This is a genomic window from Hahella ganghwensis DSM 17046, assembly GCF_000376785.1.
In the GTDB taxonomy this organism is placed as follows: domain Bacteria; phylum Pseudomonadota; class Gammaproteobacteria; order Pseudomonadales; family Oleiphilaceae; genus Hahella; species Hahella ganghwensis.
On record NZ_AQXX01000141.1, the window covers coordinates 54,431 to 76,621 of the forward strand.

The window sequence follows — 22,191 nt, forward strand, 5'->3', positions numbered from 1 at the left end:
CCTAGGCGATGCAAACAGCCAAGTCCATGCAATATCCCGATACATTCTTCTAGCCGCATCGATGGTCGTCGATGAATGCTGCTTATTAAGAATGTCCAAAAAGCAGCCAATTTCACTGAAAAAGTTGGTCTTAAAGCCAGTCTCAATTTTCCTCCTGAAATAATTAGCTAAAATCATATTGTTCACCAACATTTTTGATGGGGTGAGTCTGAGTAGCCATAGAAGGAATAAGCAATTGATGCGAGTTATCTCGCAAAATGATGGGGCTTAGGGATTCGACGTATCAATCAGATTCGAACAACCCTGAGGCACTTCACTTCATTGCCATTAATGGCTGGCCGAAGTATAGGAAACGTCAGATTAAAGAAAGTGAAGGGACGAATTGGGAATGAAGTCGTTATTAAAGAAAATGTGGTATGCATTGCTTACCACTCTAGGGGGGCTGTTTACAGTAGGACTTCTGGGCAGCCAAGGGTATCCCGGGGTTGGAATCATAGTACTGTTCATAGGGCTTCCTATTGCCTTATATCTAATTTTCCGCTCACGAAAACCGCCCAGCGCAAAGATAGAAGAGCCTGTGATCAGCACAACAATTGAAGTCAGGTCGTCGTTTGAGAAGCCAAGATCCAGAACCGTAAATGTTGGTTCAGCATCGTATTCCATTCCCAAGCAGACAAAGCAAAAGTTCAGATTCCTTGGTAAGGGAGAAAGCGTCAGCGTCCACGGCTATGAGTTAGGCGGTCTGATCTATCTCGGTAACACTTCAGACCAAACGTTCGATGAAGAACCGGCGGTTATCAACCCCAAACTCCCCGTGAAAAAAGTGAATCTGGCTGATCCTCTAGATTATTGGCCGAATTATTCGCGAATCAACGCCGCCCAGCGTAATCGGTACCTAACGTGGCTAAGTGAAGGAAGGGGGGATACAGATGAGTTAGGGTACGTTTTTTTGTACTTTTATGGCTTCGAGCGCTACGTGCTACGCGACGCATGCCAGGATTCAGATGAACAGAGGGATCAAAACCTTTCTGACATTGTTGGTGAACTACTACGCCTTCGTAAGTTGTTCGCACACAACCGTAGCTTCGAAAGCTATACCACTCAACTGTTGGATGTTATCTACGTTGTATACTGGCCTAACCGCTTAGGTGAACGAAAGTCCTCATTCCCCAGTAACAAATCGATTGCTGCCCAGTATGCGATAGCGCAAGTGGCCAATACCACTCCGGATACTCCATTGGATTTTGACTGGGCTTTACATTGGATATTGGGCTTTGGCCCGGTCAGCAGAACCAAGACCATCCGTGAGCAGTACCCGGTGCTCCGTTCGTTATTTAAAGCAGTATATGAAACTGCAACTAAAGGCGGATTGAAGGTACCTTCGTGCAAAACCAAACTCCAATTGTGGGTAAATACTGCATCACGGGGATTGGGTGACGTGTCTCAGTTGCAAGTGCCAGATAATTGGTGCGACCCCACTGGTTTAAAGCGGCCCATATCTCAGCTCATAGCAGTCCATGAAGAGGTAATGCCTGCACTCCGAACGTTGGCCAAATCGGTTGCGAAGAAAGATATTGCCGGCATCCTTGCGGCGTGGCCCTCAGGAGTGCCCACTGATTCAGTACCTAAGCTGCACCAAGTTATCCAGCGGGTGAAAGTGTTTATTGAAAAGCACCGATCACCGGATGTCGCTACACTTGGTAAGCTGATCGGTATACCCGTGGCAGAAAAGGTAAGTGCCGCCCAGATGAAACAAATGGCCACTGCATTAGAAACCTGTGGCTACGTATTGGTACCGGATCCACAAATTACCTCTTCAGCCATCAAAGCTGAGGACACCGTCCTTGTATATCGTGGGTCGCGACTAGATGAACTTTCACCAGAAGCCCAATGGGTTGCCCTCTCAGTACATATGGGCTGTATTCTTGCCATGGCAGATGGCAACATTCATCGTAACGAGAAAACTGCGCTGCAGCGCATAGTCAATGCGCATCCAAACTCCAGCGAACGAGAATACCTCGAAGCCTATCTTGACTGGCGGCTAGGACACCCACCAAGTACCGCCGGATTGAAGAAACAGATTGACGCCCTTACAGACTCTCAAAGAAATGAGATCGGTAAAACGCTGATCAGTGTGGCGATAGCTGACGGGGAGCTACCAAGTAGCGAAATCAAGCAACTTGAGAAACTCTACGGACGGCTAGGTCTTGATCCAGTTTTGGTCACCCAATACCTGCATACCTCAGTTGTCAGTCCCACACAAACATTAACACCAGATACCACAGATCAAGATCAGGGAAGTGAAATTCGCCTCGATGAGTCGGCACTTATAGCTCATGCGGAATCCACTAAAGAGGTCCAGGACGTCCTGCATCGCATTTTTCAGGATGAACCAGAGGTAGAGGAAGCTTTGGCTAACGTTAACTCGGCCAGTGATGTTTGGCATGAAGGCCGACTTGACCCGGCACATGAAGAACTAGCCTCATGGCTGTTGACAGGAGAGGAATGGAGCATGGACCAGATCACCTTAAAATGCCGTGAGCTTGACCTGCTGGCCCAGGGGGCATTGGAAGCGATTAATGATGCAGCCTTTGAAGCTCTGGGAGATAGCCTGCTTGAGCTGGGTGACCCGGTTGAAGTCTACCGCGACGTGATGCCGGCGTAAGTACAAAATTTTGGAGATAACAATGACAACGAAGAAAATACGCCCCCGTGTACGCGACGGCATATTACGCGCGCTCAGTGCGGGTGTTGTGCCAGTACAAGGACTACAATTTATTCAGGTTGGGCGTGCCCCCGAGATCAAGGCCATGATACGAAGCGTGGAAGCTGTGGCGGATGGCTCGTCGGTGTTCAAATTGATTGTTGGTGACTATGGCGCTGGGAAGACCTTTTTCCTGCATCTGGTGCGACAAGTAGCTTTTGAGCATAAGCTCGTGACCGTCCATGCAGACTTTTCTCCCGAACGCAGACTGGTAGCATCAGGGGGACAGGCGAGAAGTTTGTATTCAGAACTTATTTCGAATATGGCCACACGCAACCGTCCAGAGGGCAATGCCCTGTCAGGAATCATCGAAATGTTCGTGGCACAAGCCATCAAAGATGCAGAAGAAAAGGCTGTCTCAGCGGATCAAGTTATTGAAGAGCGCTTATCCTCGCTTCAGGACTTGGTGGCGGGCTGGGATTTCGCCCGGGTGGTCGCCAGTTTCTGCCGTGGCCATGAACAAGGTAATGAATCGTTGAAGGCGGCCGCACTGCGGTGGTTGCGAGGAGAGTTTACCACTAAGACAGAGGCTCGGAAGGAGCTGGATGTCCGCACCATCATTGATGACTCGAACATCTACGATGCACTCAAGCTGATGACTCGGTTCGTCACCATGGCTGGCTACGGGGGGGTGTTTGTCATGCTCGACGAAGCAGTCAACCTCTTCAAAATAGCCAATTCTCAATCCCGAACGACCAATTACGAGATGATCTTGCGGATTCTGAATGACACTCTACAATCCGGTGCCGGCGCCCAGAACTTAGGCGTATTAATTGGCATCACCCCAGAAGCGTTATTCGATCCTCGCCGCGGATTATGCTCATATGACGCCCTAGCTTCGCGCTTGGCACCGAATCGCTTTGCTGAGCAGTCCGGACTTGTTGACTTCAATCAACCCAGTATCCATTTGCAGAACCTCACTCCAGAAGAGCTGTTCCTCCTCCTTGGTAATATTCGGAATGTTTTCGCTGGTGGAGACTCGGATCAATATCTCATTGATGATGAAGGCCTGAAAGCGTTTATGAATCACTGCCAGAAAACTATCGGGGCGGCTTATTTCAAAACCCCCCGGGAAACCGTGCGAGGATTTGTGAACTTGCTTTCGATGCTTGAGCAATATCCTGCTAAACATTGGCGCGATTTTATTGAGCAGGTCCGCATTAAGGAGGATCGCCCCTCAGAGCATGACATTCACGATGCCAGTGAGAGCAACATGGGTGGTCTCGAGAACTTTAAGCTGTGACATGAGTGAGTCAAATAGCTTTAACCGGCTCAGCCATGGGGTCCAGCGGTGGATATACCGTCAGGGCTGGCAGTCGCTACGTGCGGTCCAGGAGAAAGCAACCCCCGTAATCCTTGATGCTAGCAAAGACATCCTCATCACGGCACCTACAGCCGGAGGGAAAACTGAGGCCGCTTTTTTACCCGTTATCAGTTGGCTGGAAGATAGAGGGCCTGAATGTGGATACGGAGTATTATGCCTAAGTCCCCTGAAAGCCCTGATCAATGATCAATTCCAGCGCTTGGAGATGCTTTGTGAGAGTTCTGGGACGGCAATTACACCCTGGCACGGAGATATAAGTTCCAGCCTGAAAAAGCGCTCATGGAAGTCGCCCCAGGGAGTGTTGCTAATTACACCGGAGTCTCTGGAAGCCATGTTTGTGACCCGAGCTCACGAACTCAAAGCACGGGTGCAGAATCTGCATTATGTGGTGATTGATGAGTTTCATGCGTTCATTGGTCGCGAAAGAGGCCAACAGCTACTGTCGCTACTGGCTCGTCTGGAGCAGCTTATTGGTCGGCCTCTCTGTCGGATAGCCTTGTCCGCCACTATTGGGGATCCGGATATGGCATTAGGCTTTCTCCGCCCGGATGGAAGTCGCTCAGGAATCCATTTGGATGTTGCGCATGAGTCGCTGCAGCTTCAGTTGATGCTGAAATCATACATCCCGCCACAAGATGACCTGCCTGTATCCATTGAAATGGCACAGGATCTCTTCCTGTGGCTTCGAGGTAGTAGCCATTTGGTGTTTGCCAATAGTCGGCGAACAGTAGAGGAAATCACCGACCGGCTGGGGAAACTTTGTGAAACCCGAGGGTTACCTTTGGAGTTTTTCGCCCATCATGGTTCATTGAGCAGAGATGTTCGGCACTTTGTTGAGCAACGCTTGAAGGGCGGAGAGAAACCTACAACAGCGGTGGCAACCTCCACGCTAGAGCTTGGTATCGATATCGGAGAGGTGACATCTGTTGCGCAAATCGGCGCGCCAGCGAATGTCAGCAGCCTCCGACAACGGTTGGGACGCTCTGGTCGCCGTGAGGGAACCCCTGCCATACTACGATTGCTGGTCACAGGTCATGGTGATCGTAATAACCCATCACCAATAGACCTCCTTGAGGCTGAGTTATTTCAGGCTATCGCAGTAATTGAGCTGATGCTGGAACGGTGGGTAGAGCCACCGGATCAGTATTCGTTACACCTTTCCACATTGGTGCAGCAGATTCTTTCGATGATTGCATTCAAAGGGGGGATTAACGCGGCCAGTGCATATAGAACTCTTTGCCAGCAAGGGCCTTGGCAGAATATTACCCCGGATTTTTTTGCCCGAGTACTAAGGGGCCTTGGTGCCAATCAAGTGGTTCGACAACTGCCCACTGGCGAACTCATAGTCGATGATGTCGGTGAGAGAATTGTTAGTAGCCATACCTTTTACACTGCGTTTGAAGTGCCGGAGGAGTATCGACTAGTAGCCAAAGGCAAAACCCTTGGTACATTGCCCTTGACAACCCCTTATATGGAAGGTCAGCTATTAATATTCAGTGGTCGCCGATGGGCGGTTCAGTCAATCGACCCTCAGGCCAAGGTGATGACGCTCGTCAGAGCTAAGAGTGGTCTAGCTCCCACGTTTGGCGGGGAGTCCGCGCCCGTTCACCAGCGTATTCGTCAGCGCATGCGCGAGTTATATTTGCGCGATGATCTTCCTCGCTTTTGTGATTCACAATCTGCTGAATTGGTAGCTCGAGCACGCCAGTACTTTCGTGATCGACATGTTGATACAAGACACTTTGTCCAGGACGATAGAAATTTATTTTGGTTTATCTGGGATGACGACCGCATGCTCGATACGCTGAAGATCTTGGCCACACTGATCGATCACCCTGCTGATCGGATGGGTCCGTGCATCATGGTGCAATACACAGGTGATCCAAGGCATTTGATCAGTAAGATCCATGATTACCTGACCGACTACACACAAGATGATCTGGCCACCGAGATTAAGCCACAGCCTCTCGGTAAGTTCGATGAATCCCTCTCGGAAGACGTGATAAGAGAGGCATTTGTTCGGGAAAAGCTTGATGTTGAAAGGGCAGCCGCCTACATCAGTGGCCTAATGGCAAACTTGGCTAGAGACTAAATTAGGATACGATCTGACGTTGCTAGCAGTACTTTTTTGTGTCTATAGAACAGATCGAGCTTGGCCATCTCCCCACATTCCTCTATTCACATAATTGATATATTTAGTAACACTCATACTTGAGACTTAAGATTTGATTATTCATTAGTAGCTGAAAATGGGGTTAGCAGCTTATTGTCCGATGGTGACGCGATATGACTGTTGACCACCGTGCTGTCCACCCGCAGACAATCCATATCGATCACACCCCGTTCCAACGCGGCCACCCCCAGCCATTCAAACACGGCCTTCAGGGTTTGTGGGCGTAGCCGACGGATGTTGCCGCTCAGCGCCGATTTACCCGGCCGGCAATCCCACCTCAGGAGGGTAAACGAGCGATAACTGGCGGAGTCGGCCAAATGGAACGCCAGCATCTCGTAGCTGACGCCGGTAATCTGCTTGAGCAGCATGCATCGGAAGATGCTTTCCACAGACAAACCTTTACGCCCAGTGGACTGTACTCCATCCGTCAACAAATCCTGCTCAAGCAGGGTCAGTACCTCCGGGTGAGCGTCCAGCAAAGACGATAGATTGCTGAGAAAATCGCTGAACTTGAGTTAAGCATACTCGTCAAATAGACTCGTTTGTGCTGTGCGGGTTTCTCACATCCCTAAGTCCGTATATGATTGTGAAATTTCAGGTTGCGCGTTAGCCATTCTCCAAGCCTAAATGTTACCAAAATGCGTGTGGGCTGACCTACCTGAAGCTCTAAAATCCAGCCTCGCAAAAACTAAACGAATGGTGTAGGCCTCTTTCCTGATAGTCGAAAGTGAGAAAATCTTATATAGTCCCGGCTTTTCGCTTGAGGGAAGCCTGTCAATCCTCAGCTATTCCCCCTGGATTATTCGCCATCACAAGGAGCAAACTAGTGGCCATCTACCTGAACTACAACAATCTCACCGTTAAAGGCAATGTCACAGCCGAAGGCTATAAAGACTGGATTCGTCTGGACAGCTTCAGCTTCGGCAATAGCCGTCACATCACCATGGAAGCCGGCCACATGTCCAACCGGGAAGCCACCCGTCCTTCCCTGACGACGGTATCCATTAGCAAACTGATGGACTCCGCGACTTCCGGCCTGTTCAAGGAATCCCTGACCGGTGATGCCGGTGTTAAAGTAGTTATCGATGTGGTTCGCACCTCAGCGGATAAGATCGAAAAATACGTTTCCTATGAACTGGAAGACGTGATGATCAGTGATTACAAAGTGAGCGCCGGGGCTGATTCCGCTCCTTCCGAAACCCTCTCCCTGAGCTATTCCAAACTCACCATGAGCTACACCGCCGCCGATCGGGCTAACAAAGGCGGCTCCCCTGAGCGTGTGGGTTACGACCTGGAAGCTGGCAAGAAGCTTTAAATCCGGTTTAAACGGACGATAAAACAGGGGCGGATAACGCGCCTGTTTTCCGAAATATGGCTAGACATGGAGATCTACTGCAAGATGAATGCACCCGCCAATTTTGATACCAGAATCCCTCAACCCACCGTGGTCAACCATGGCTTTCAACGGGTGATGGGCAACGCTGCCTCCGGCTATATCCTGGTGTCCGATATCACGGACGACATGCCTTTTATCAATGGACGCAAACTCTTTATCGAAGGCAAGGTAGCCAAACTTTTCGCCAGTTTGATATTGGGCAATGAACGCGCCTACGCCACGAAGGTCATGCACGGCCTTTCTCAACTGCGTTCCAGCGCGGGAGGCTTTGAATCCTACTCCAATGCGCGTAACGCCTTCGAACATGTGAGCCTGATCGAAGATATGCGGATCAGCTATATCATCTTACAGGAAGGAAACAGTCAGGGGCTGTCAGCGGGGATATACATCACCGATATCGAGATCGTGCAACATGCGAAAGGGCATCAACCAGGGTTGTATCAAGTCCAAGGTAAAGACAAGGGCTGGGCGGTTGATGAAGAAGTAATCAACACGATCCCCACTCGTCATGCGGCTATTAATGGGCTTGCGAATAGGCTGGAAAATGCTGCAATGAACATTATGCCAGACATAATCACCGAAGCGGCCTACAAGGAAGAAGCTTCTAAAGTGGAAGCCGAAGGTTACACCCTGGCTTACAACCCGCCACCACTGTACCGTCGGGGCACGGAATGGATCACGCCCGAGCAAAAAGCCAGCTCCGCCGATTTCACCGCCAACCTGCTGGCGAAGGCCCTGTACGACGCTCAGGTAAAAGGCCAGGAGGTGAAGTGGACCGTACACGGCGATGGAGCCATTCTGCTGCTGAACGCCTTGAAGAAGTTACCGCCATATCTCCCACTGACCAAGCACACTCTGTTCTTCGCCGCTCCGGCCCCGGTGATGACCAAGCTGTTCGACGAAGTGGAGCGACACAAGATGGCCCTGGCCAAAGACGTGATGAAATTCCAGAGCGACGACTGGCGCAGCATCACGGTCCGCACCAGGCAGCAGTGGCAGGTCAGCCAGCGTCTCCAGGCCTGGGGCGAGGAATACAGCGAAACTTCGGCCCGCTTGGCCTATCGGGCGAAGAAAGACGTCCAGAGCGTCGGCATCCGGGTCATTGGGGCGGCGGGCACCACCTTCGGCCTGTGTCACCTTGGTGATGCCATATCTAGCGGAGTGACACCGAGCGAGGCGATAAGCGCCTGGATCGGCGGAATCGCGGGGGCCGCCACCGTGGGCTGGGCCACCTGGACCAAAGCCGACCTCTACCGTAATATGGCGGGGGTTTACAGCACAGACAAAAGTATCAATCCCCACATGAGCCCGCATAAAAGCAGTGAGGATTTCAATATTCAGGCCCAACAACAGATGAGCCAGAACGGCAAAGCCAAAACCCTGTTCGGCATGGTACGGGATATGGGCAAAAATCTGCGGAGTCGCTGGTAATGCGCTGGTTGCAACGTTTTAAAGCCTCCAAGATGAACCCGATGAGACCGGACATTGAGAAGGCTCCCTGGATGAGCTTTGACTTGTCGGGCACGCAACTTCGGTTCCGTTGCCCACCTCATGAAGTGATTGGACCTATGAAACTTGGTCCACAGAGCGTGCCTATTTACCAGGATGACGTGTTCAAACCCTGGATGAACTCGGAAGGTAGAGGGATGTTTATCCGTTTGCTCTTCACAGGCTGGAATTTCTGGGACAAACCCTTCGGGGAAGGGGCTATTGGAGATGTCTCGCTTGATATTGTTCTGACCAAACGTCATCCCCACTACCGGAAAATCGATAGCCTGTTGAAGCAGGCGGATATGAAGGCGTGGCTGTTAAGTCGTTGTGACAGTTTTTGGGGGGGGGCAAACAGGGATAAGTGGGAAAGTCGAGAAATTAAGGTTATGCCGGTTATACCAGAGCAGCATTTTTGGCGTTACCCACAATCTCCCGACGATATACAGCAAGTGGAAGTCAATGGTACGCAGTGGTACAGCTATATTGCCGACAGACCCAACGGCCCCAAACAACGGCTGTGGCATGTGGCGATTTCGGATGACCATGAACTGGAGTTAGATTTCCGACCTGGCGCTACAAACCGGCTCTACTATGAACCCGACCATGACCTGGACGGTGCCGTGGAAAAGAGCATCAAGGAATTCATGTCCCACGTTCATCTCAAGTTATCTCCAGACGCGCAAAAGCGTTATGACGAGGTGAAGGCAGAGGAAGCGGTAGCCACCCCCCGTACTTCCGCATAGACCGGGGTCGGGCCCCCAGGGCACGACCCTTAGTAGCGCCCCCACAACCTGCTGACAGAAAACAATCCCACCGTGAAGAATATAAAAACCCCAATCAGAGACTGTGTCTGCCCTCTTTACGAATTGAGAGTGCTCGCTGAGACGCTGCTCCGTAACGACCAATTAACAGTTTATGGTTATCAGTGGCTGATGGAGTATTGTGACGAAGTTGAAAACCAGGAGCCCGACAAGACTAGCGATAGAAATTAGACCTTTGCGTGTCTGGTCTGGCAGATAGCGACAAATTGACTGTCGGCTCTAACAAAAGGAGCGATTTTCAATCATCTCAAGAAATTAATTCATATTTATCATGTAGATACGTGTTTATGGATGGGAACTAACTAGAGTCGTTTAACTTGCTTAAACACTCTCAGGTTATCTCTTGCTAAACTGAACCAGAGGTTGGTCCAGCTTCGTTTGCGTTACACCATACATATCTGCATTTGCCTGCCATATTTTAAATCTCTCAAGCAATTTTTGATTTACAGCCTTGAGTCTTTGATTGTCTTCGGTCAGTTTTTCGATACGCTCATTCGCTTCGTTAATGTCATTGATCCAGCCTGCTTTCTCGGTTGGAGCCTTTAGCGCAGCCTTGCGATCCTTCATTGCTATTTTAAGCTCTGTCAATTTCGCATAAGACTGGCGAGTTTTGCTGATCCCAAGCTTCTTTTCGCACGCCTCGACTAGAAGTGGCCATGTCAGCTTAGGCGCAGACCATTCATCAATTAGCTTTTTGATGCGCGCCACATCCTTTTGCGTTAAGTGTTTTCCCATCGCTATACCTCTATCTCATCCAACATGGCTGACAGCTCATCCAAAGCTGGCAACGCCTCTTGATCCTTGATCTCAATTACCTGCGGTTCGATAAGACCCACCATTGCGGCGGCATTGTTCGTAATATTCCAACCATTATCAACATTCCACACGATGTCGCCATTTTCAAGCTCAGGATCTTCAAGGAGTTTGATCAGCGCGTCGCACTTAAAAAGATCTTTGCTCACTTTTTTAACCCATTCCGTTGCACCAATTTCCCCTCGAGACTCCGCAGCAATCGCATCGCTATAGCGTTTCTGCAGGTAATCCCGCTCCTCTTTGAGATTCTTAAGTTTTTCGTCATCGCCCTTCACGCAGGCGAGTTTTCCGCATCGCAGACACGATCCCATTTTAGGGCAAGGCTCGCTCGCAAAATTGTGCACACAAACGCCTACATGCGATTGATGAATGACTCGATCCTGATCGCTTTCTGCAAGGTCAGTCACATCGCTCAGGCTCAAGGGTGCATTCGTCCTGACCTTCTCTAGGCGCTTGGCGTTAATCTGTTTAGTTTTGGGGTGAACTGCTGCAACCGCTTGGGTGCGCTCCTCGACCGTTTCATGGTTGTACACAGATCCCATACTCGTGCGCCCTGAGAATGCATCTATCAGCAGTTGTGACAAACCTGCTCGCTGCATCTCCGTATTCAGCTCATGGCGAAAGGCGTGCGAGTTCACCCGAACCCCCTTGTATCCGTGCCGCTCAAAAATACTCGGTTGTTTCGAACTGCCACCCAATTGCGCCGACATGCGCCCCTGTTTAGCTGCGATTTCCACGCCGAAGTTGGCCAACTTAGCTACGGCACTCTCTGCTACAAGAGCACCTGTGCGCACCGTGAATAGCGCATCACGGTACTTAACACGCTGCTTACCATCTTCGGGACGCGTTGTGTACGGGAAGTCCTTCGGCAGATATTTTTCACGCATCAGGATATTGAGTTTGCGCAGCGTAATGACAAATTTATCGTCAAATTCAATTCTCTGAAGACCGGGCTTACCCTCAAGATAAATTGGCTTTCCCTTACTAGTATCCCAGCCATCCTGTATCTCATCCAGTATAGCCCTTGCGGCAGGACCTAATGACTTGAGTTCAGCCATCGGGATTAAGAAAGACACCTTGAATTTGGAGCGTGGCGAGTTTTTCCCTACCACATGGATTTTGAGAGCAGAGCACACTTCCGAGTAGGTCAGCGGATCATCTAGGCTTTTATCCGGCACCCCCTCATGCGGCGGAAACTCATCTGGATGGTCTTCTAGCCAGGCTGCATATGTACGAGCTTCTTCCGTTATGGGTAGCATCCTTTCGATAAGGCGTTCCACAACCGGCTCCATGCCCGTCATAACTGGTTTAAGTACAGCCCCGAAACCTTTCTCTGCATACCATCGCAAAAACATGCGCTGACCGACTCCCTTATGCTCTTTGAAAACGATGGGGGCGCACTCAACATCTGCCAATTCACCGATGCGGCCGGGCTGACTCAGCAAGAGGCCGCACGCTGAAGTGATAACAATATCCAATGGATCGGTCAATTTGTTGTTGAACAGTTCACCCAAAGCTAAGATTGACTCTCGACTCGGTAACTTCTTCTCACGATCCAGCTTCTGCTGCTTTAGAGTACCTCTCCCTTGATATATCAGCGGAGAACTCCATCGAAAGGAAGTGGCAAGTAGTCTTTTACTTCCCATCAACTTTATGATTCTTTCAAGCGTTTTGCTTCTTAAGTACGCAGTTTGGGATAACGGCCATTGTAACTGCATAAGCCCGCATGCACGGTTGCAGACCGCAGCCGACACCTGCGTAACATCCCGTGCGCCCGTCAGCTCGACCAGAGCCATCTCAAGAGCCTTGAGAGCGCCAAGCCAACCACCAATGGATTTTTTCCTATGAAACACACAACGATTCACTACGACCGCCTTGGCGAAATCCATGAAGGGTGATTGCATAACTAACCTGGTTTCAGCAGTGGCTCTTCTAGGTGATCCCAGCGCCGTAAAGGTAGCGCTTTCTATTCCCGATTCATGCCATGAATCCATATCCCATCGAATGCTTGCATGGACTCGATCAGGAACGCCCTTTGGCAGAGTAGCCTGCGCCCACACGATAAAGGCATCCAATTGCTCGGCAGCCTCAAGATCAGCCTTGGACTTAAAATCAATGATGTTGCTCATGCTTCACCCTCGCCAACATTAGAAGATTCAAGCATGGCCCTGCAGTCGAGAATCACCTTGCGGCAGGCCAGAATGGCACGATTCCAGATTGCCCCCGTAGTTTTATCTGTGGCGATGGTTTGCGCACGGCGGCGCTCCATACGCTCAAGGACTACGCTATGATCAGCATCGAGGAGTGGTTGGAATTTGCTGCACGTATAGCAGCTAAAGGGCGCATCCAGGTGGCACAATGCATCCGTACCGCAGACCGCCAAATCCTCAATCTGGCGATCCTCTCGATCACCATTCTTAGCAGAGTCGCGTTCCTTTACGATCGTGCCTGTAAACGCACTTACAACCAGCGCGAGATGGTCACTCATCTTTTCGTCAATCAGTGCCATCAACTCCGCTGAGATCTGCCTGTATTTACGGACTGACCTTGTATTTTTATGCATGAGCGCGCGAGCCATTGCCAACTCATCCAGCCCAGCGTTCGAGAGATCTGTTCCGAGCGTATGCTTAAAGCGATGACCTCTCGTGACTTTCAAAGGCTGATGAGTTCGCGGAGAAATCGGAAATCCAGGCATACGCTCCATGCGCTCCAACCAATCTTTTATTGAGCGAGTCGGTGCATGAAACCGCGCCTGTGGTGCAACCTCAAGCGCTTTGAAATCAGGATAATCAACCAATACTGGAACTTGCCATCTACTAAAAGAACCACATCCAGGATCAATTTTTTGACGAAAGAGCGGCACATTTTTGATTGCTTTATCCCAATCAGCTCGATCAGGGTATTCTTGCTTGAGATGCGCTAGGATAATCGCCTGATAGGCCTGAATGGTATTGTAGAGGTCTTCATCCAAGTTGAAGGTCTCTGACTTTGCTCGGAAGCCTGCACCATCTTCCTCTCTCTGCTTCGCCCAGTAGATCCGAATTTTGTAGCCCTGTTCGCACTTTATAAAATCGTCAAAGACCATCATTCGAAGCTGACATCCGCGCTGCCCGTAGATCATCAACAACCGCATATAGAGGTAGTGCTCAGGATCTAAATTTTCATGGCAGAACTGTTCATGCAACCAGTAATGCAATGCATTTTGCTCCTCTTGGGTAAACGGTCCTTTCTCTGGATCTAGACTAAGAATTGGATCGTTTTTCGAACGTTTTTTTCGGGGCAAATCTTTGTACGCATCAACTAGAGTGACTGAAGGCCGCCGTTCAAGTGCTTCGCACGCCTGCCAAAACACCATAAAACCCACTAGGTTGGAAAATTCGGTTATGCTAAAGCGCTCGCGAAAATCGATCAGATGATCTTCATTTAGGGGATCAAGACATGCATGAGCGGCCCGCGACAGCACCGAAACGACTAACGCTACAGTGCCTTGTGCTACCTCAGCCATGCGATATGCTAAGGCAGCTTGTAACCAACGCTGCCAACTAGATGGCACGCACGCAATTGCAGTCTGCCAGTTAACCTTGTCTGTACTTGCTTTGTTAGGATTCCACATAGGCATAGTGGGAGTGAAATACTCACCACACCTTGCCGGTCTGGGCGTATCTAGCCAATCATCCAGAGTATCCTCAGTGGGGGCTGTGAGAGCTTCAATTTCGATACTCATTCTGCACATCCTTCACTAATTTTGGCCTCTACCCCAGCGCGTATTGCTTTGAATTTATCCGAGCGCTTTTCCATGGCGTTATCTGCTTCTTCCTTCCAGAATTTAGCCCCGTAGAGGCCAGGCATATTAGATTCAGCACTCCACCCAAAGGCAAAAGTGAGAACCTTTTGAACCTGCGTCGTGCAATACTCTGGCGTAAGGGCATCCAACTCATCCCTCATACTTTCTAGCAGTGTATAGACTGCATCATGACGCAGTATATGAAGATGAATGTGTTTCAGTTCTGGCACTGCAGCTCCCAAACGAGGCAGAACGCCATCCAGCGCTTTAATGCTCAATGCCTTGCCTTCATTTCGACGATGGGATACCAACAAGAAAGGATGCTTTTTGGCCGCAGATGACTTCTTCAAGATTCGATAATTATCCACATAATCCTTTAGCGCCCAGCTAAGCTCATCACTCATCACCAGCTGACGCTCGTGGGTCTTAAATTGAGGGGCGTCTGGACGCACATCGATCGCCTCATTCTCAAGATTAACAATGGCTAGCTGACCGCTATGCCAATGAATATCGCAAATTTTAATTAGTAGCATTTCAGAACGACGCAACCCCATGTCGAGCCCCAACAGCAACACGATATAATTACGCAACTTCAGCGCTTTATTTGCGAATGGATTCTCAGCACTCTCTGGATGCATGACTTCCAACAAACGCTCACGTTCCTGATGGGCAAGACCTTTCATATCGTCAACCTTGCCCTTTTTCCACGCAGGTTTAGCAGCTTTTATCTTGCGATTAAAGCGCAGATATACGTCATCAATCGCTCCTTCGCTCGTGGAACTATCGCCTAGTTTGTCATAGAGAAATTTGAGGTAGTCCCGCACAGACTCAAGCCGCTGTTGAGCATGTACTCTACCCACGCATTTAAACGCTGCAGGAATCAGTCGAGCACCTCTATATTTTTTATCTAAAGTTGTTTTTTGGAAAGCCGCGTCCGCGACAAAGCGAGAGATCTCTTCATCGGTCAGATAACTGGACTCAGGCCGTTGTTCCAAGCGGGTAATCAGATCTATCGACTCATACTCAAGAAAATCCTCAAATAACCCAATGTGATCAAGATACTTTTTTTGTGTATTCAATGCTCGAGCTGAGAGCTCGATGGTTGCATAAAGATTTGGATAATAGACAGGGAAGCACTCTTTCATTAACAACTTTGCTCTAAAACCATTTAACATTATCTCTACTGTTTGGTGACTCATAATCCGCTCCCAAAACTTAACTTTTTTAACTAAAGTAACGACCAAATCTACAATCAAATACAACTTAACTTTTTGAAATTTACATTTCGTGCACGAAAAGTCTTATAAGGGCGCGTAAATAGTGACTAAAAGGAAAAATACAATATGTCAAAAGGTGACAAAACAGGTAAAACAGGTTCTTACGTCTACACCATGAATCGCGTTGGCAAGGTTGTTCCTCCCAAACGCGAAATCTTGAAAGACATTTCACTCTCTTTTTTCCCCGGCGCCAAAATCGGTGTTCTGGGCCTTAACGGATCAGGTAAGTCCTCTTTGTTGCGGATTATGGCCGGTCTGGATACCGATATTCAGGGAGAGGCACGCCCTCAGCCGGGTATCAATGTTGGATACCTCCCACAGGAACCGCATCTGGACGAGAGCAAAGATGTCCGCGGCAATATTGAGGAAGCAGTTGCAGAAGTCAAAACAGCACTGACTCGTCTGGACGAGGTATACGCCGCCTACGCTGATCCCGACGCCGACTTTGACGCTCTGGCTGCGGAACAGGCCAAACTGGAAGCTCTGATACAGGCAACAGACGGACATAACCTGGATCGCACCCTGGAAGTGGCCGCCGATGCATTGCGCCTACCGCCCTGGGAAGCGGATGTCAGCACTCTGTCAGGAGGTGAGCGCCGTCGTGTCGCGCTGTGCAAGCTCCTACTGTCAAAGCCGGATATGCTATTACTGGACGAACCGACCAACCATCTGGATGCCGAGAGCGTGGCCTGGCTGGAGCGCTTCCTGCTTGAATACCCGGGCACTGTGGTCGCCATTACGCACGACCGCTACTTCCTTGACAATGCAGCTGGCTGGATTCTGGAGCTGGACCGTGGTCGCGGCATTCCTTACGAAGGCAACTACAGCCAATGGCTGGAAGCGAAAGAAAAACGTCTTGAGCAGGAAGAACGCACTGAAGCGGCACGCCAGAAAACCATCAAGTCAGAACTGGAATGGGTTCGCAGCAACCCCAAAGGCCGCCATGCCAAGAGCAAAGCTCGTCTGTCGCGCTTCGAGGAGTTAAGCTCCCAGGAATTCCAGAACCGCAATGAGACCAACGAAATCTATATCCCACCCGGCACCCGCCTGGGCGATGTCGTGTTTGAAATTGATGGCGTCAGTAAACGCTACGGCGACAAAGTTCTGTTTGAAAACCTGAGCTTTAACATCCCCCCCGGCAGCATTGTCGGTGTAATCGGCGGTAACGGTGCAGGTAAATCCACCCTGTTTAAAATGCTGGCTGGCACAGAGCAGCCTGATGAAGGCTCGATCCGCAAAGGGGACACTGTCAACCTGGCATTTGTTGGCCAGATGCGTGAGCTTGACGATAAAAAAACCGTGTGGGAGGAAGTCAGCGACGGGCAGGACATGATCGAGGTTGGTCAATATAAAACCCAATCCCGCGCCTACCTTTCACGCTTTAACTTCAGAGGCAGTGACCAGCAAAAGATGGTCAAGGACCTGTCAGGCGGCGAGCGCAACCGGTTATTTCTCGCCAAATTACTGAAACAGGGAGGCAATGTCCTGCTCCTGGACGAACCAACCAATGATTTGGACGTGGAAACTCTGCGAGCCCTGGAAGAAGCCCTGCTGAACTTCCCTGGCTGCGCTGTGGTGATCTCGCACGATCGCTGGTTCCTGGACAGAATAGCCACACATATACTTGCCTATGAAGGCGACAGTGAGGTTGTTTGGTTTGAAGGCAACTTCTCTGAATATGATGAGGACTACAAGAAACGCGTAGGGGCCAGTGCCGCTGTCCCCAAAAGGGTCAAATACAAGCGACTTGCCTGATCCGATAAAGGGGGCTTGAATAGAGCCCCCTCTTGTATCTGCCCACATCCCTAGTACCTGCACACATAGCGCAAGCGTGAACTTCCGCCGACTTCGGACTATAGTTAGAGGAACCCTGGTGAGGAATTGAATACATGTCCGAAGATGACCACAACAAGGAACGCCGTCGCTTCCACCGAATCCCTTTCGATACGTCCGTTATCATTCAGCAGGAATGGCAGAAATGGACTTCGGACCTGATCGACATATCATTTAAAGGCGCACTGATCGGCAAGCCCAAGAACTGGGATAGCGCCCAGACTCAAGCACCTTTCAGAATTCAGATTGAAATAGACTCAGAAACACACATCCGACTTACTGCAACCCTTCGCCACGAGGAAGAAGATCGCCTGGGATTTCACTGCGAAAATATGGACCTGGACAGCGCCTCGGTATTGAGACGCCTGGTAGAACTGAACCTCGGAGATCCGAAGCTTCTTGAGAGAGAGCTGGCCAGCCTTATGGAAGGCTGAGGATCAGGCCTCCTGTCGTCTCATGGGTTACCCGTTTAGAGCAGCTCCAAAGCCTGCTGAAGTTTGGTGACAGCGACAACTTCCACACCTTCAGGAATCTTTCTGGGCACATTCGCCTGCGGTACAATGGCTTTGGTAAACCCGTGTTTGGCAGCCTCGGTCACCCGCTCCTGCCCACTGCTGACAGGGCGAATTTCTCCAGATAGACCAACCTCACCAAACACAACCCAGTCGCGGGGAATCACTCTGTCCCGAAAGCTTGACGCTATAGCCATAATCACCGCAAGGTCCGCACTGGTTTCTGCGACTTTCACACCACCAACCACATTGATAAAAACATCCTGATCCCCAACGTGTAGCCCGCCATGGCGGTGTAACGCAGCCAACAATAATCCCAGCCGCTGAGGTTCCATTCCGACTGCCAGCCTCTTGGGTGCGGTTCCGTATCCCTGATCCACCAGTGCCTGCATTTCCACCAGCAACGGCCTTGTCCCCTCCCATATGACTGTGACGGTGCTGCCTGCTGCCGACTCTCCTTCTCTGTTAAGAAAAATAGCACTGGGATTCTTCACATCACGCAAACCGTTCTCGACCATGGCGAAGACGCCCAACTCATTAACGGCACCAAACCGGTTTTTGATTGCACGCAATGTCCGGTAACGGCTGTCCTCACTACCTTCCAGCATGATGGAAGCATCGATCATATGCTCCAGAACTTTAGGTCCAGCCAGAGAGCCATCTTTGGTAACGTGGCCAACGATTAGCAAAATCGTGCCGGATTGTTTAGCGTACCGCGTCAAGGCCGCTGCGGCCTCTCTCACTTGCGCAACACTTCCCGGAGCAGACTGTAGTTCGGGATTGAACATCACCTGGATACTGTCTATCACCATGACATTCGGAGTGAAGTCATTGGCCGTGTTGATGATCGTATTAACATCGGTTTCTGCCATGACCTGAAGTCCATGAGACTCCAGTTGCAAACGACGCGAGCGCATCGCGATCTGTTGCACTGACTCCTCGCCGGTTACATAGAGAACCTTGACATCCCTGGCCAATCGACAGGAGGTCTGCAGTAGCAGCGTACTTTTACCCGCTCCCGGGTGGCCTCCCAGCAAAACTACCGAGCCTGGAACCAATCCCCCGCCAAGTACCCGGTCAAGCTCCTGACTCCCCGTCTCCACTCTGGGCAGTTCTTCAAGCTCGACCTGATCCAGACTTTGTAACTGGGCACGCTGACCAGCAAAACCACCAGCCACATGCCGGGTCTGGCTGCTCTTGACCGAAGCTTCCCTAAACTCACTGATTGTGTTCCAGGCATTGCACTGAAGGCATTGCCCCATCCATTTACGATAGTCTGCCCCACATTCAGTACAGACAAATTGAGTCTTGGCTTTTGCCATTGATCGTCGCAACTTCCTGAATTAATTAGGCTTGATGGTATTGAGCACTCAATTCATGCACAGATTCAATGAAAGCACCCGCATGAGCCGGATCGACTTCAGGGGTTATCCCATGCCCCAAATTGAACACATGCCCATTGCCAGAACCAAATCGCTGCAATATATCTGCAACCTGACTCCGAATCGCCTCAGGGCTTGCGTACAAGACCGCAGGATCCATATTGCCCTGCAACGCAACTTTGTGACCGACCCTTTTCCTGGCCTCACCGATATCCGTCATCCAATCCAGACCAAGCGCGTCCGCTCCCACGTCAGCCATCGCCTCAAGCCACTGACCACCATTTTTGGTAAACAGAATAACGGGAACTTTACGCCCTTCATTTTCCCGAATCAGACCATCGACAATCTTCCGCATATACGCCAGGGAAAAATTCAGATACCCCTCGGGCGTCAGCGACCCACCCCAGGTATCAAATATCTGTACCGCCTGAGCTCCGGCGCGAATCTGGGCATTCAGATAATCAGTAACAGACAGGGCCAGCTTATCCAGCATCTGATGCAGGACATCCGGCTGTCCGTAGACCAGTTTCTTGATTTCCCTAAAGTCTTTACTCGAGCCGCCTTCAACCATATAGGTGGCTAAGGTCCATGGGCTGCCGGAAAATCCAATCAAAGGAACACGGCCGTTCAATGCGCCACGAATGGTCGAAACCGCTTTTACCACATAATCCAGGTCTGTCTCGGCTTTCGGAATAGGTAAATCATCAACATCCTTCTGAGTCCGAACCGTCTTTTTGAACCGGGGGCCTTCACCAGTCTCAAAATAGAGACCCAACCCCATGGCATCGGGAATCGTCAGAATGTCGGAGAACAGAATGGCCGCATCCAAAGGATAACGCTCCAGGGGCTGCAACGTGACCTCACAGGCAAGGTCCGGGTTTTTACACAAGTCCATAAAGCTGCCTGCCCGAGTGCGACTAGCGCGATATTCCGGCAAATAGCGCCCAGCCTGACGCATCATCCATACTGGCGTAACATCAACAGGTTGACGCAATAACGCTCGCAGAAATCGATCATTCTTCAGTTCAGACATGTTTTCTCCAACCTACAACCCTTACCCGATCAAATACATCAGGTCAAAATACTACTTAAAGGGATATCAAAATAAAAAAGGCATGGTACTCGATACCATGCCTTCTGTCAGAGAAATTCGAGGAAAAATTTCAGACTTCGAGGTAGTCCAAAATCCCTTCGGCCGCCTGACGTCCTTCCCAGATTGCCGTCACAACGAGATCGGAGCCACGAACCATATCGCCACCGGCAAATATCTTAGGATTGGTCGTTTGAAACTTGTATTCCTGCTCTTCAGGTGCCACAACCCTGCCCGAAGAGTCGATCTCAACACCTACATCCTGAAACCAAGGCGCAGGGCTCGGCCTGAACCCAAAAGCAATCAGGACTTCATCTGCCGGCAAGGCCTCTTCGCTACCGGGCACCACCTCCGGGCGACGGCGACCATTCTCATCCGGATCACCCAGTCGGGTCTGAACCACTTTAACCCCTTCAACCTTATCCTCACCGATAATGGCAACGGGCTGCCGATTGAACAGGAATTTCACCCCTTCTTCTTTGGCGTTTGCCACTTCCTTTCTGGATCCCGGCATATTCGCTTCGTCGCGGCGATAAGCACAGTGAACTGACTTAGCCCCCTGGCGAATTGCTGTACGGTTGCAGTCCATCGCAGTATCACCACCACCCAACACCACCACGCGACGGCCACTCATATCGATGAAGTCGTCCGCAGCCTTTTCATAACCCAGGCAGCGATTTACGTTGGAAATAAGATAAGGCAGCGCATCATGAACGCCGAGCAAATCTTCACCAGGGAAACCACCTTTCATATAGTTATAGGTGCCCATTCCCATGAAGACTGCGTCATACTCGTCCAACAATTGCTGCAAAGTGATGTCTTTCCCGACATCCGTATTCAGACGAAACTCGATACCCATACCTTCGAACACTTCACGACGGCGGGTCATCACGCTTTTTTCCAGTTTGAACTCTGGAATTCCGAACGTCAGCAAACCTCCGATTTCCGGATAACGATCAAAAACAATGGGTTTCACACCATTTCGGATCAGCACATCCGCACACCCCAAGCCAGCAGGTCCGGCACCAATGATCGCGACTTTCTTGTCGGTCATTGTGACTTTGGACATATCCGGGCGCCAGCCCAGAGCGAATGCCGTTTCAGTGATATATTTCTCAGCAGACCCAATGGTTACGGCACCGAAACCATCATTCAGAGTACAGGCCCCCTCACATAACCGGTCCTGCGGACACACGCGACCACAGACTTCCGGCAGCGTGTTGGTCTGGTGCGACATTTCCACGGCCTGCATGATGTTGCCTTCAGACACCAGCTTAAGCCAGTTGGGAATAAAGTTATGTACCGGACACTTCCATTCACAATAAGGATTACCACATTCCAGGCAGCGATGCGCCTGGTTTTTAGCCTCGTCTTCCTTGAAAGGTTTGTATATTTCCACAAACTTTTTCTTACGACGGCTAACAGGCACCTTTTCCGGATCTTGCCTTCCTACATCGAGGAACTGAAAGTTGTTGCTCAGTCTCTCAGCCATGCGTTTCAACCTCTAAAACTCATCAATAATGGGGAATTC

At 50.3% G+C, this 22,191-nt stretch carries 15 protein-coding genes and 1 pseudogene; 8 read left to right on the forward strand and 8 right to left on the reverse strand.

The genetic code is table 11. The annotated features are described in order from the left end of the window. Positions 1-577 precede the first annotated feature (577 nt). The 3 genes from F566_RS0127645 to F566_RS0127655 are packed head-to-tail and all read left to right on the forward strand — an operon-like array spanning position 578 to position 6,180. Positions 578-2,665 (forward strand): tellurite resistance TerB family protein, encoded by a 2,088-nt coding sequence (locus F566_RS0127645; protein WP_169334465.1) that lies wholly within the window; start codon positions 578-580, stop codon positions 2,663-2,665. A gap of 22 nt (positions 2,666-2,687) precedes the next feature. Beyond that, the gene (locus F566_RS0127650; RefSeq protein WP_020410294.1) at positions 2,688-4,007 is read left to right on the forward strand and encodes an ATP-binding protein; all 1,320 of its coding nucleotides are present in this window, start codon (positions 2,688-2,690) and stop codon (positions 4,005-4,007) included. A 1-nt stretch (position 4,008) separates the two neighbouring features. Next, positions 4,009-6,180 (forward strand): DEAD/DEAH box helicase, encoded by a 2,172-nt coding sequence (locus F566_RS0127655; RefSeq protein ID WP_020410295.1) that lies wholly within the window; start codon positions 4,009-4,011, stop codon positions 6,178-6,180. Between the two features lie 137 nt (positions 6,181-6,317). On the opposite strand, the pseudogene F566_RS35030 reads toward F566_RS0127655, so the two are convergent. Then, positions 6,318-6,752: pseudogene (locus F566_RS35030) on the reverse strand (transposase); the annotation flags it as partial. Positions 6,753-7,087: 335 nt separating this feature from the next. Between F566_RS35030 and F566_RS0127665 the strand changes: the two are divergent. The 3 genes from F566_RS0127665 (at position 7,088) to F566_RS0127675 (ending at position 9,891) form a co-directional block, all read left to right on the forward strand. Beyond that, positions 7,088-7,576: an Hcp family type VI secretion system effector gene (locus tag F566_RS0127665; RefSeq protein ID WP_020410297.1), complete on the forward strand. Its 489-nt coding sequence runs from the start codon at positions 7,088-7,090 to the stop codon at positions 7,574-7,576. A gap of 84 nt (positions 7,577-7,660) precedes the next feature. Beyond that, the gene (locus F566_RS0127670; protein WP_020410298.1) at positions 7,661-9,088 is read left to right on the forward strand and encodes a hypothetical protein; all 1,428 of its coding nucleotides are present in this window, start codon (positions 7,661-7,663) and stop codon (positions 9,086-9,088) included. Then, positions 9,088-9,891: a hypothetical protein gene (locus tag F566_RS0127675; protein ID WP_020410299.1), complete on the forward strand. Its 804-nt coding sequence runs from the start codon at positions 9,088-9,090 to the stop codon at positions 9,889-9,891. Before F566_RS0127670 ends, F566_RS0127675 begins: the two co-directional genes overlap by 1 nt. 414 nt (positions 9,892-10,305) lie before the next feature. Here F566_RS0127675 and F566_RS0127680 read toward each other — a convergent pair whose 3' ends face one another. Genes F566_RS0127680 through F566_RS0127695 form a run of 4 tightly spaced genes read right to left on the reverse strand, consistent with a single transcriptional unit; the run spans position 10,306 to position 15,765 of the window. Next, positions 10,306-10,704, reverse strand: coding sequence for a hypothetical protein (locus F566_RS0127680; RefSeq protein ID WP_020410300.1), 399 nt, complete (start codon positions 10,702-10,704; stop codon positions 10,306-10,308). A 2-nt stretch (positions 10,705-10,706) separates the two neighbouring features. After that, positions 10,707-12,911 carry a hypothetical protein gene (locus F566_RS0127685; protein ID WP_020410301.1) on the reverse strand — a complete coding sequence of 735 codons (2,205 nt, stop codon included), beginning with the start codon at positions 12,909-12,911 and terminating at the stop codon, positions 10,707-10,709. Then, complete coding sequence (locus tag F566_RS0127690; RefSeq protein ID WP_020410302.1) at positions 12,908-14,506, reverse strand: site-specific integrase; 1,599 nt, start codon at positions 14,504-14,506, stop codon at positions 12,908-12,910. The genes F566_RS0127685 and F566_RS0127690 overlap by 4 nt, the downstream gene beginning before the upstream one ends. Then, positions 14,503-15,765, reverse strand: coding sequence for a site-specific integrase (locus F566_RS0127695; protein ID WP_020410303.1), 1,263 nt, complete (start codon positions 15,763-15,765; stop codon positions 14,503-14,505). The genes F566_RS0127690 and F566_RS0127695 overlap by 4 nt, the downstream gene beginning before the upstream one ends. Positions 15,766-15,909: 144 nt before the next feature. Between F566_RS0127695 and ettA the strand changes: the two genes are divergently transcribed. Both ettA and F566_RS0127705 read left to right on the forward strand, forming a co-directional pair. Further along, positions 15,910-17,598, forward strand: coding sequence for an energy-dependent translational throttle protein EttA (ettA, locus tag F566_RS0127700; RefSeq protein ID WP_020410304.1), 1,689 nt, complete (start codon positions 15,910-15,912; stop codon positions 17,596-17,598). 134 nt (positions 17,599-17,732) lie between these two features. Then, on the forward strand, positions 17,733-18,110 hold the full coding sequence (locus tag F566_RS0127705) for a PilZ domain-containing protein (protein ID WP_020410305.1): 378 nt from the start codon (positions 17,733-17,735) through the stop codon (positions 18,108-18,110). Between the two features lie 35 nt (positions 18,111-18,145). Here the strand turns inward: F566_RS0127705 and radA are convergent, their stop codons facing one another. The 3 genes from radA to F566_RS0127720 form a co-directional block, all read right to left on the reverse strand. Beyond that, positions 18,146-19,510 (reverse strand): DNA repair protein RadA, encoded by a 1,365-nt coding sequence (gene radA, locus F566_RS0127710; protein WP_020410306.1) that lies wholly within the window; start codon positions 19,508-19,510, stop codon positions 18,146-18,148. A 25-nt stretch (positions 19,511-19,535) separates the two neighbouring features. Next, positions 19,536-20,603 carry a uroporphyrinogen decarboxylase gene (gene hemE / locus F566_RS0127715; RefSeq protein WP_020410307.1) on the reverse strand — a complete coding sequence of 356 codons (1,068 nt, stop codon included), beginning with the start codon at positions 20,601-20,603 and terminating at the stop codon, positions 19,536-19,538. A 130-nt stretch (positions 20,604-20,733) separates the two neighbouring features. After that, positions 20,734-22,152 (reverse strand): FAD-dependent oxidoreductase, encoded by a 1,419-nt coding sequence (locus F566_RS0127720; protein WP_020410308.1) that lies wholly within the window; start codon positions 22,150-22,152, stop codon positions 20,734-20,736. Positions 22,153-22,191 lie beyond the last annotated feature (39 nt).

Bases quoted from the DNA above. Each gene is read 5' to 3' on its own strand.
- F566_RS0127695 (WP_020410303.1), bottom strand. From the start codon at position 15,765: ATGAGTCACCAAACAGTAGAGATAATGTTAAATGGTTTTAGAGCAAAG.
- hemE (WP_020410307.1), bottom strand. From the start codon at position 20,603: ATGTCTGAACTGAAGAATGATCGATTTCTGCGAGCGTTATTGCGTCAA.
- F566_RS0127680 (WP_020410300.1), bottom strand. From the start codon at position 10,704: ATGGGAAAACACTTAACGCAAAAGGATGTGGCGCGCATCAAAAAGCTA.
- F566_RS0127670 (WP_020410298.1), top strand. From the start codon at position 7,661: ATGAATGCACCCGCCAATTTTGATACCAGAATCCCTCAACCCACCGTG.
- F566_RS0127650 (WP_020410294.1), top strand. From the start codon at position 2,688: ATGACAACGAAGAAAATACGCCCCCGTGTACGCGACGGCATATTACGC.
- F566_RS0127720 (WP_020410308.1), bottom strand. From the start codon at position 22,152: ATGGCTGAGAGACTGAGCAACAACTTTCAGTTCCTCGATGTAGGAAGG.
- F566_RS0127675 (WP_020410299.1), top strand. From the start codon at position 9,088: ATGCGCTGGTTGCAACGTTTTAAAGCCTCCAAGATGAACCCGATGAGA.
- radA (WP_020410306.1), bottom strand. From the start codon at position 19,510: ATGGCAAAAGCCAAGACTCAATTTGTCTGTACTGAATGTGGGGCAGAC.
- F566_RS0127690 (WP_020410302.1), bottom strand. From the start codon at position 14,506: ATGAGTATCGAAATTGAAGCTCTCACAGCCCCCACTGAGGATACTCTG.
- F566_RS0127685 (WP_020410301.1), bottom strand. From the start codon at position 12,911: ATGAGCAACATCATTGATTTTAAGTCCAAGGCTGATCTTGAGGCTGCC.
- ettA (WP_020410304.1), top strand. From the start codon at position 15,910: ATGTCAAAAGGTGACAAAACAGGTAAAACAGGTTCTTACGTCTACACC.
- F566_RS0127655 (WP_020410295.1), top strand. From the start codon at position 4,009: ATGAGTGAGTCAAATAGCTTTAACCGGCTCAGCCATGGGGTCCAGCGG.
- F566_RS0127705 (WP_020410305.1), top strand. From the start codon at position 17,733: ATGTCCGAAGATGACCACAACAAGGAACGCCGTCGCTTCCACCGAATC.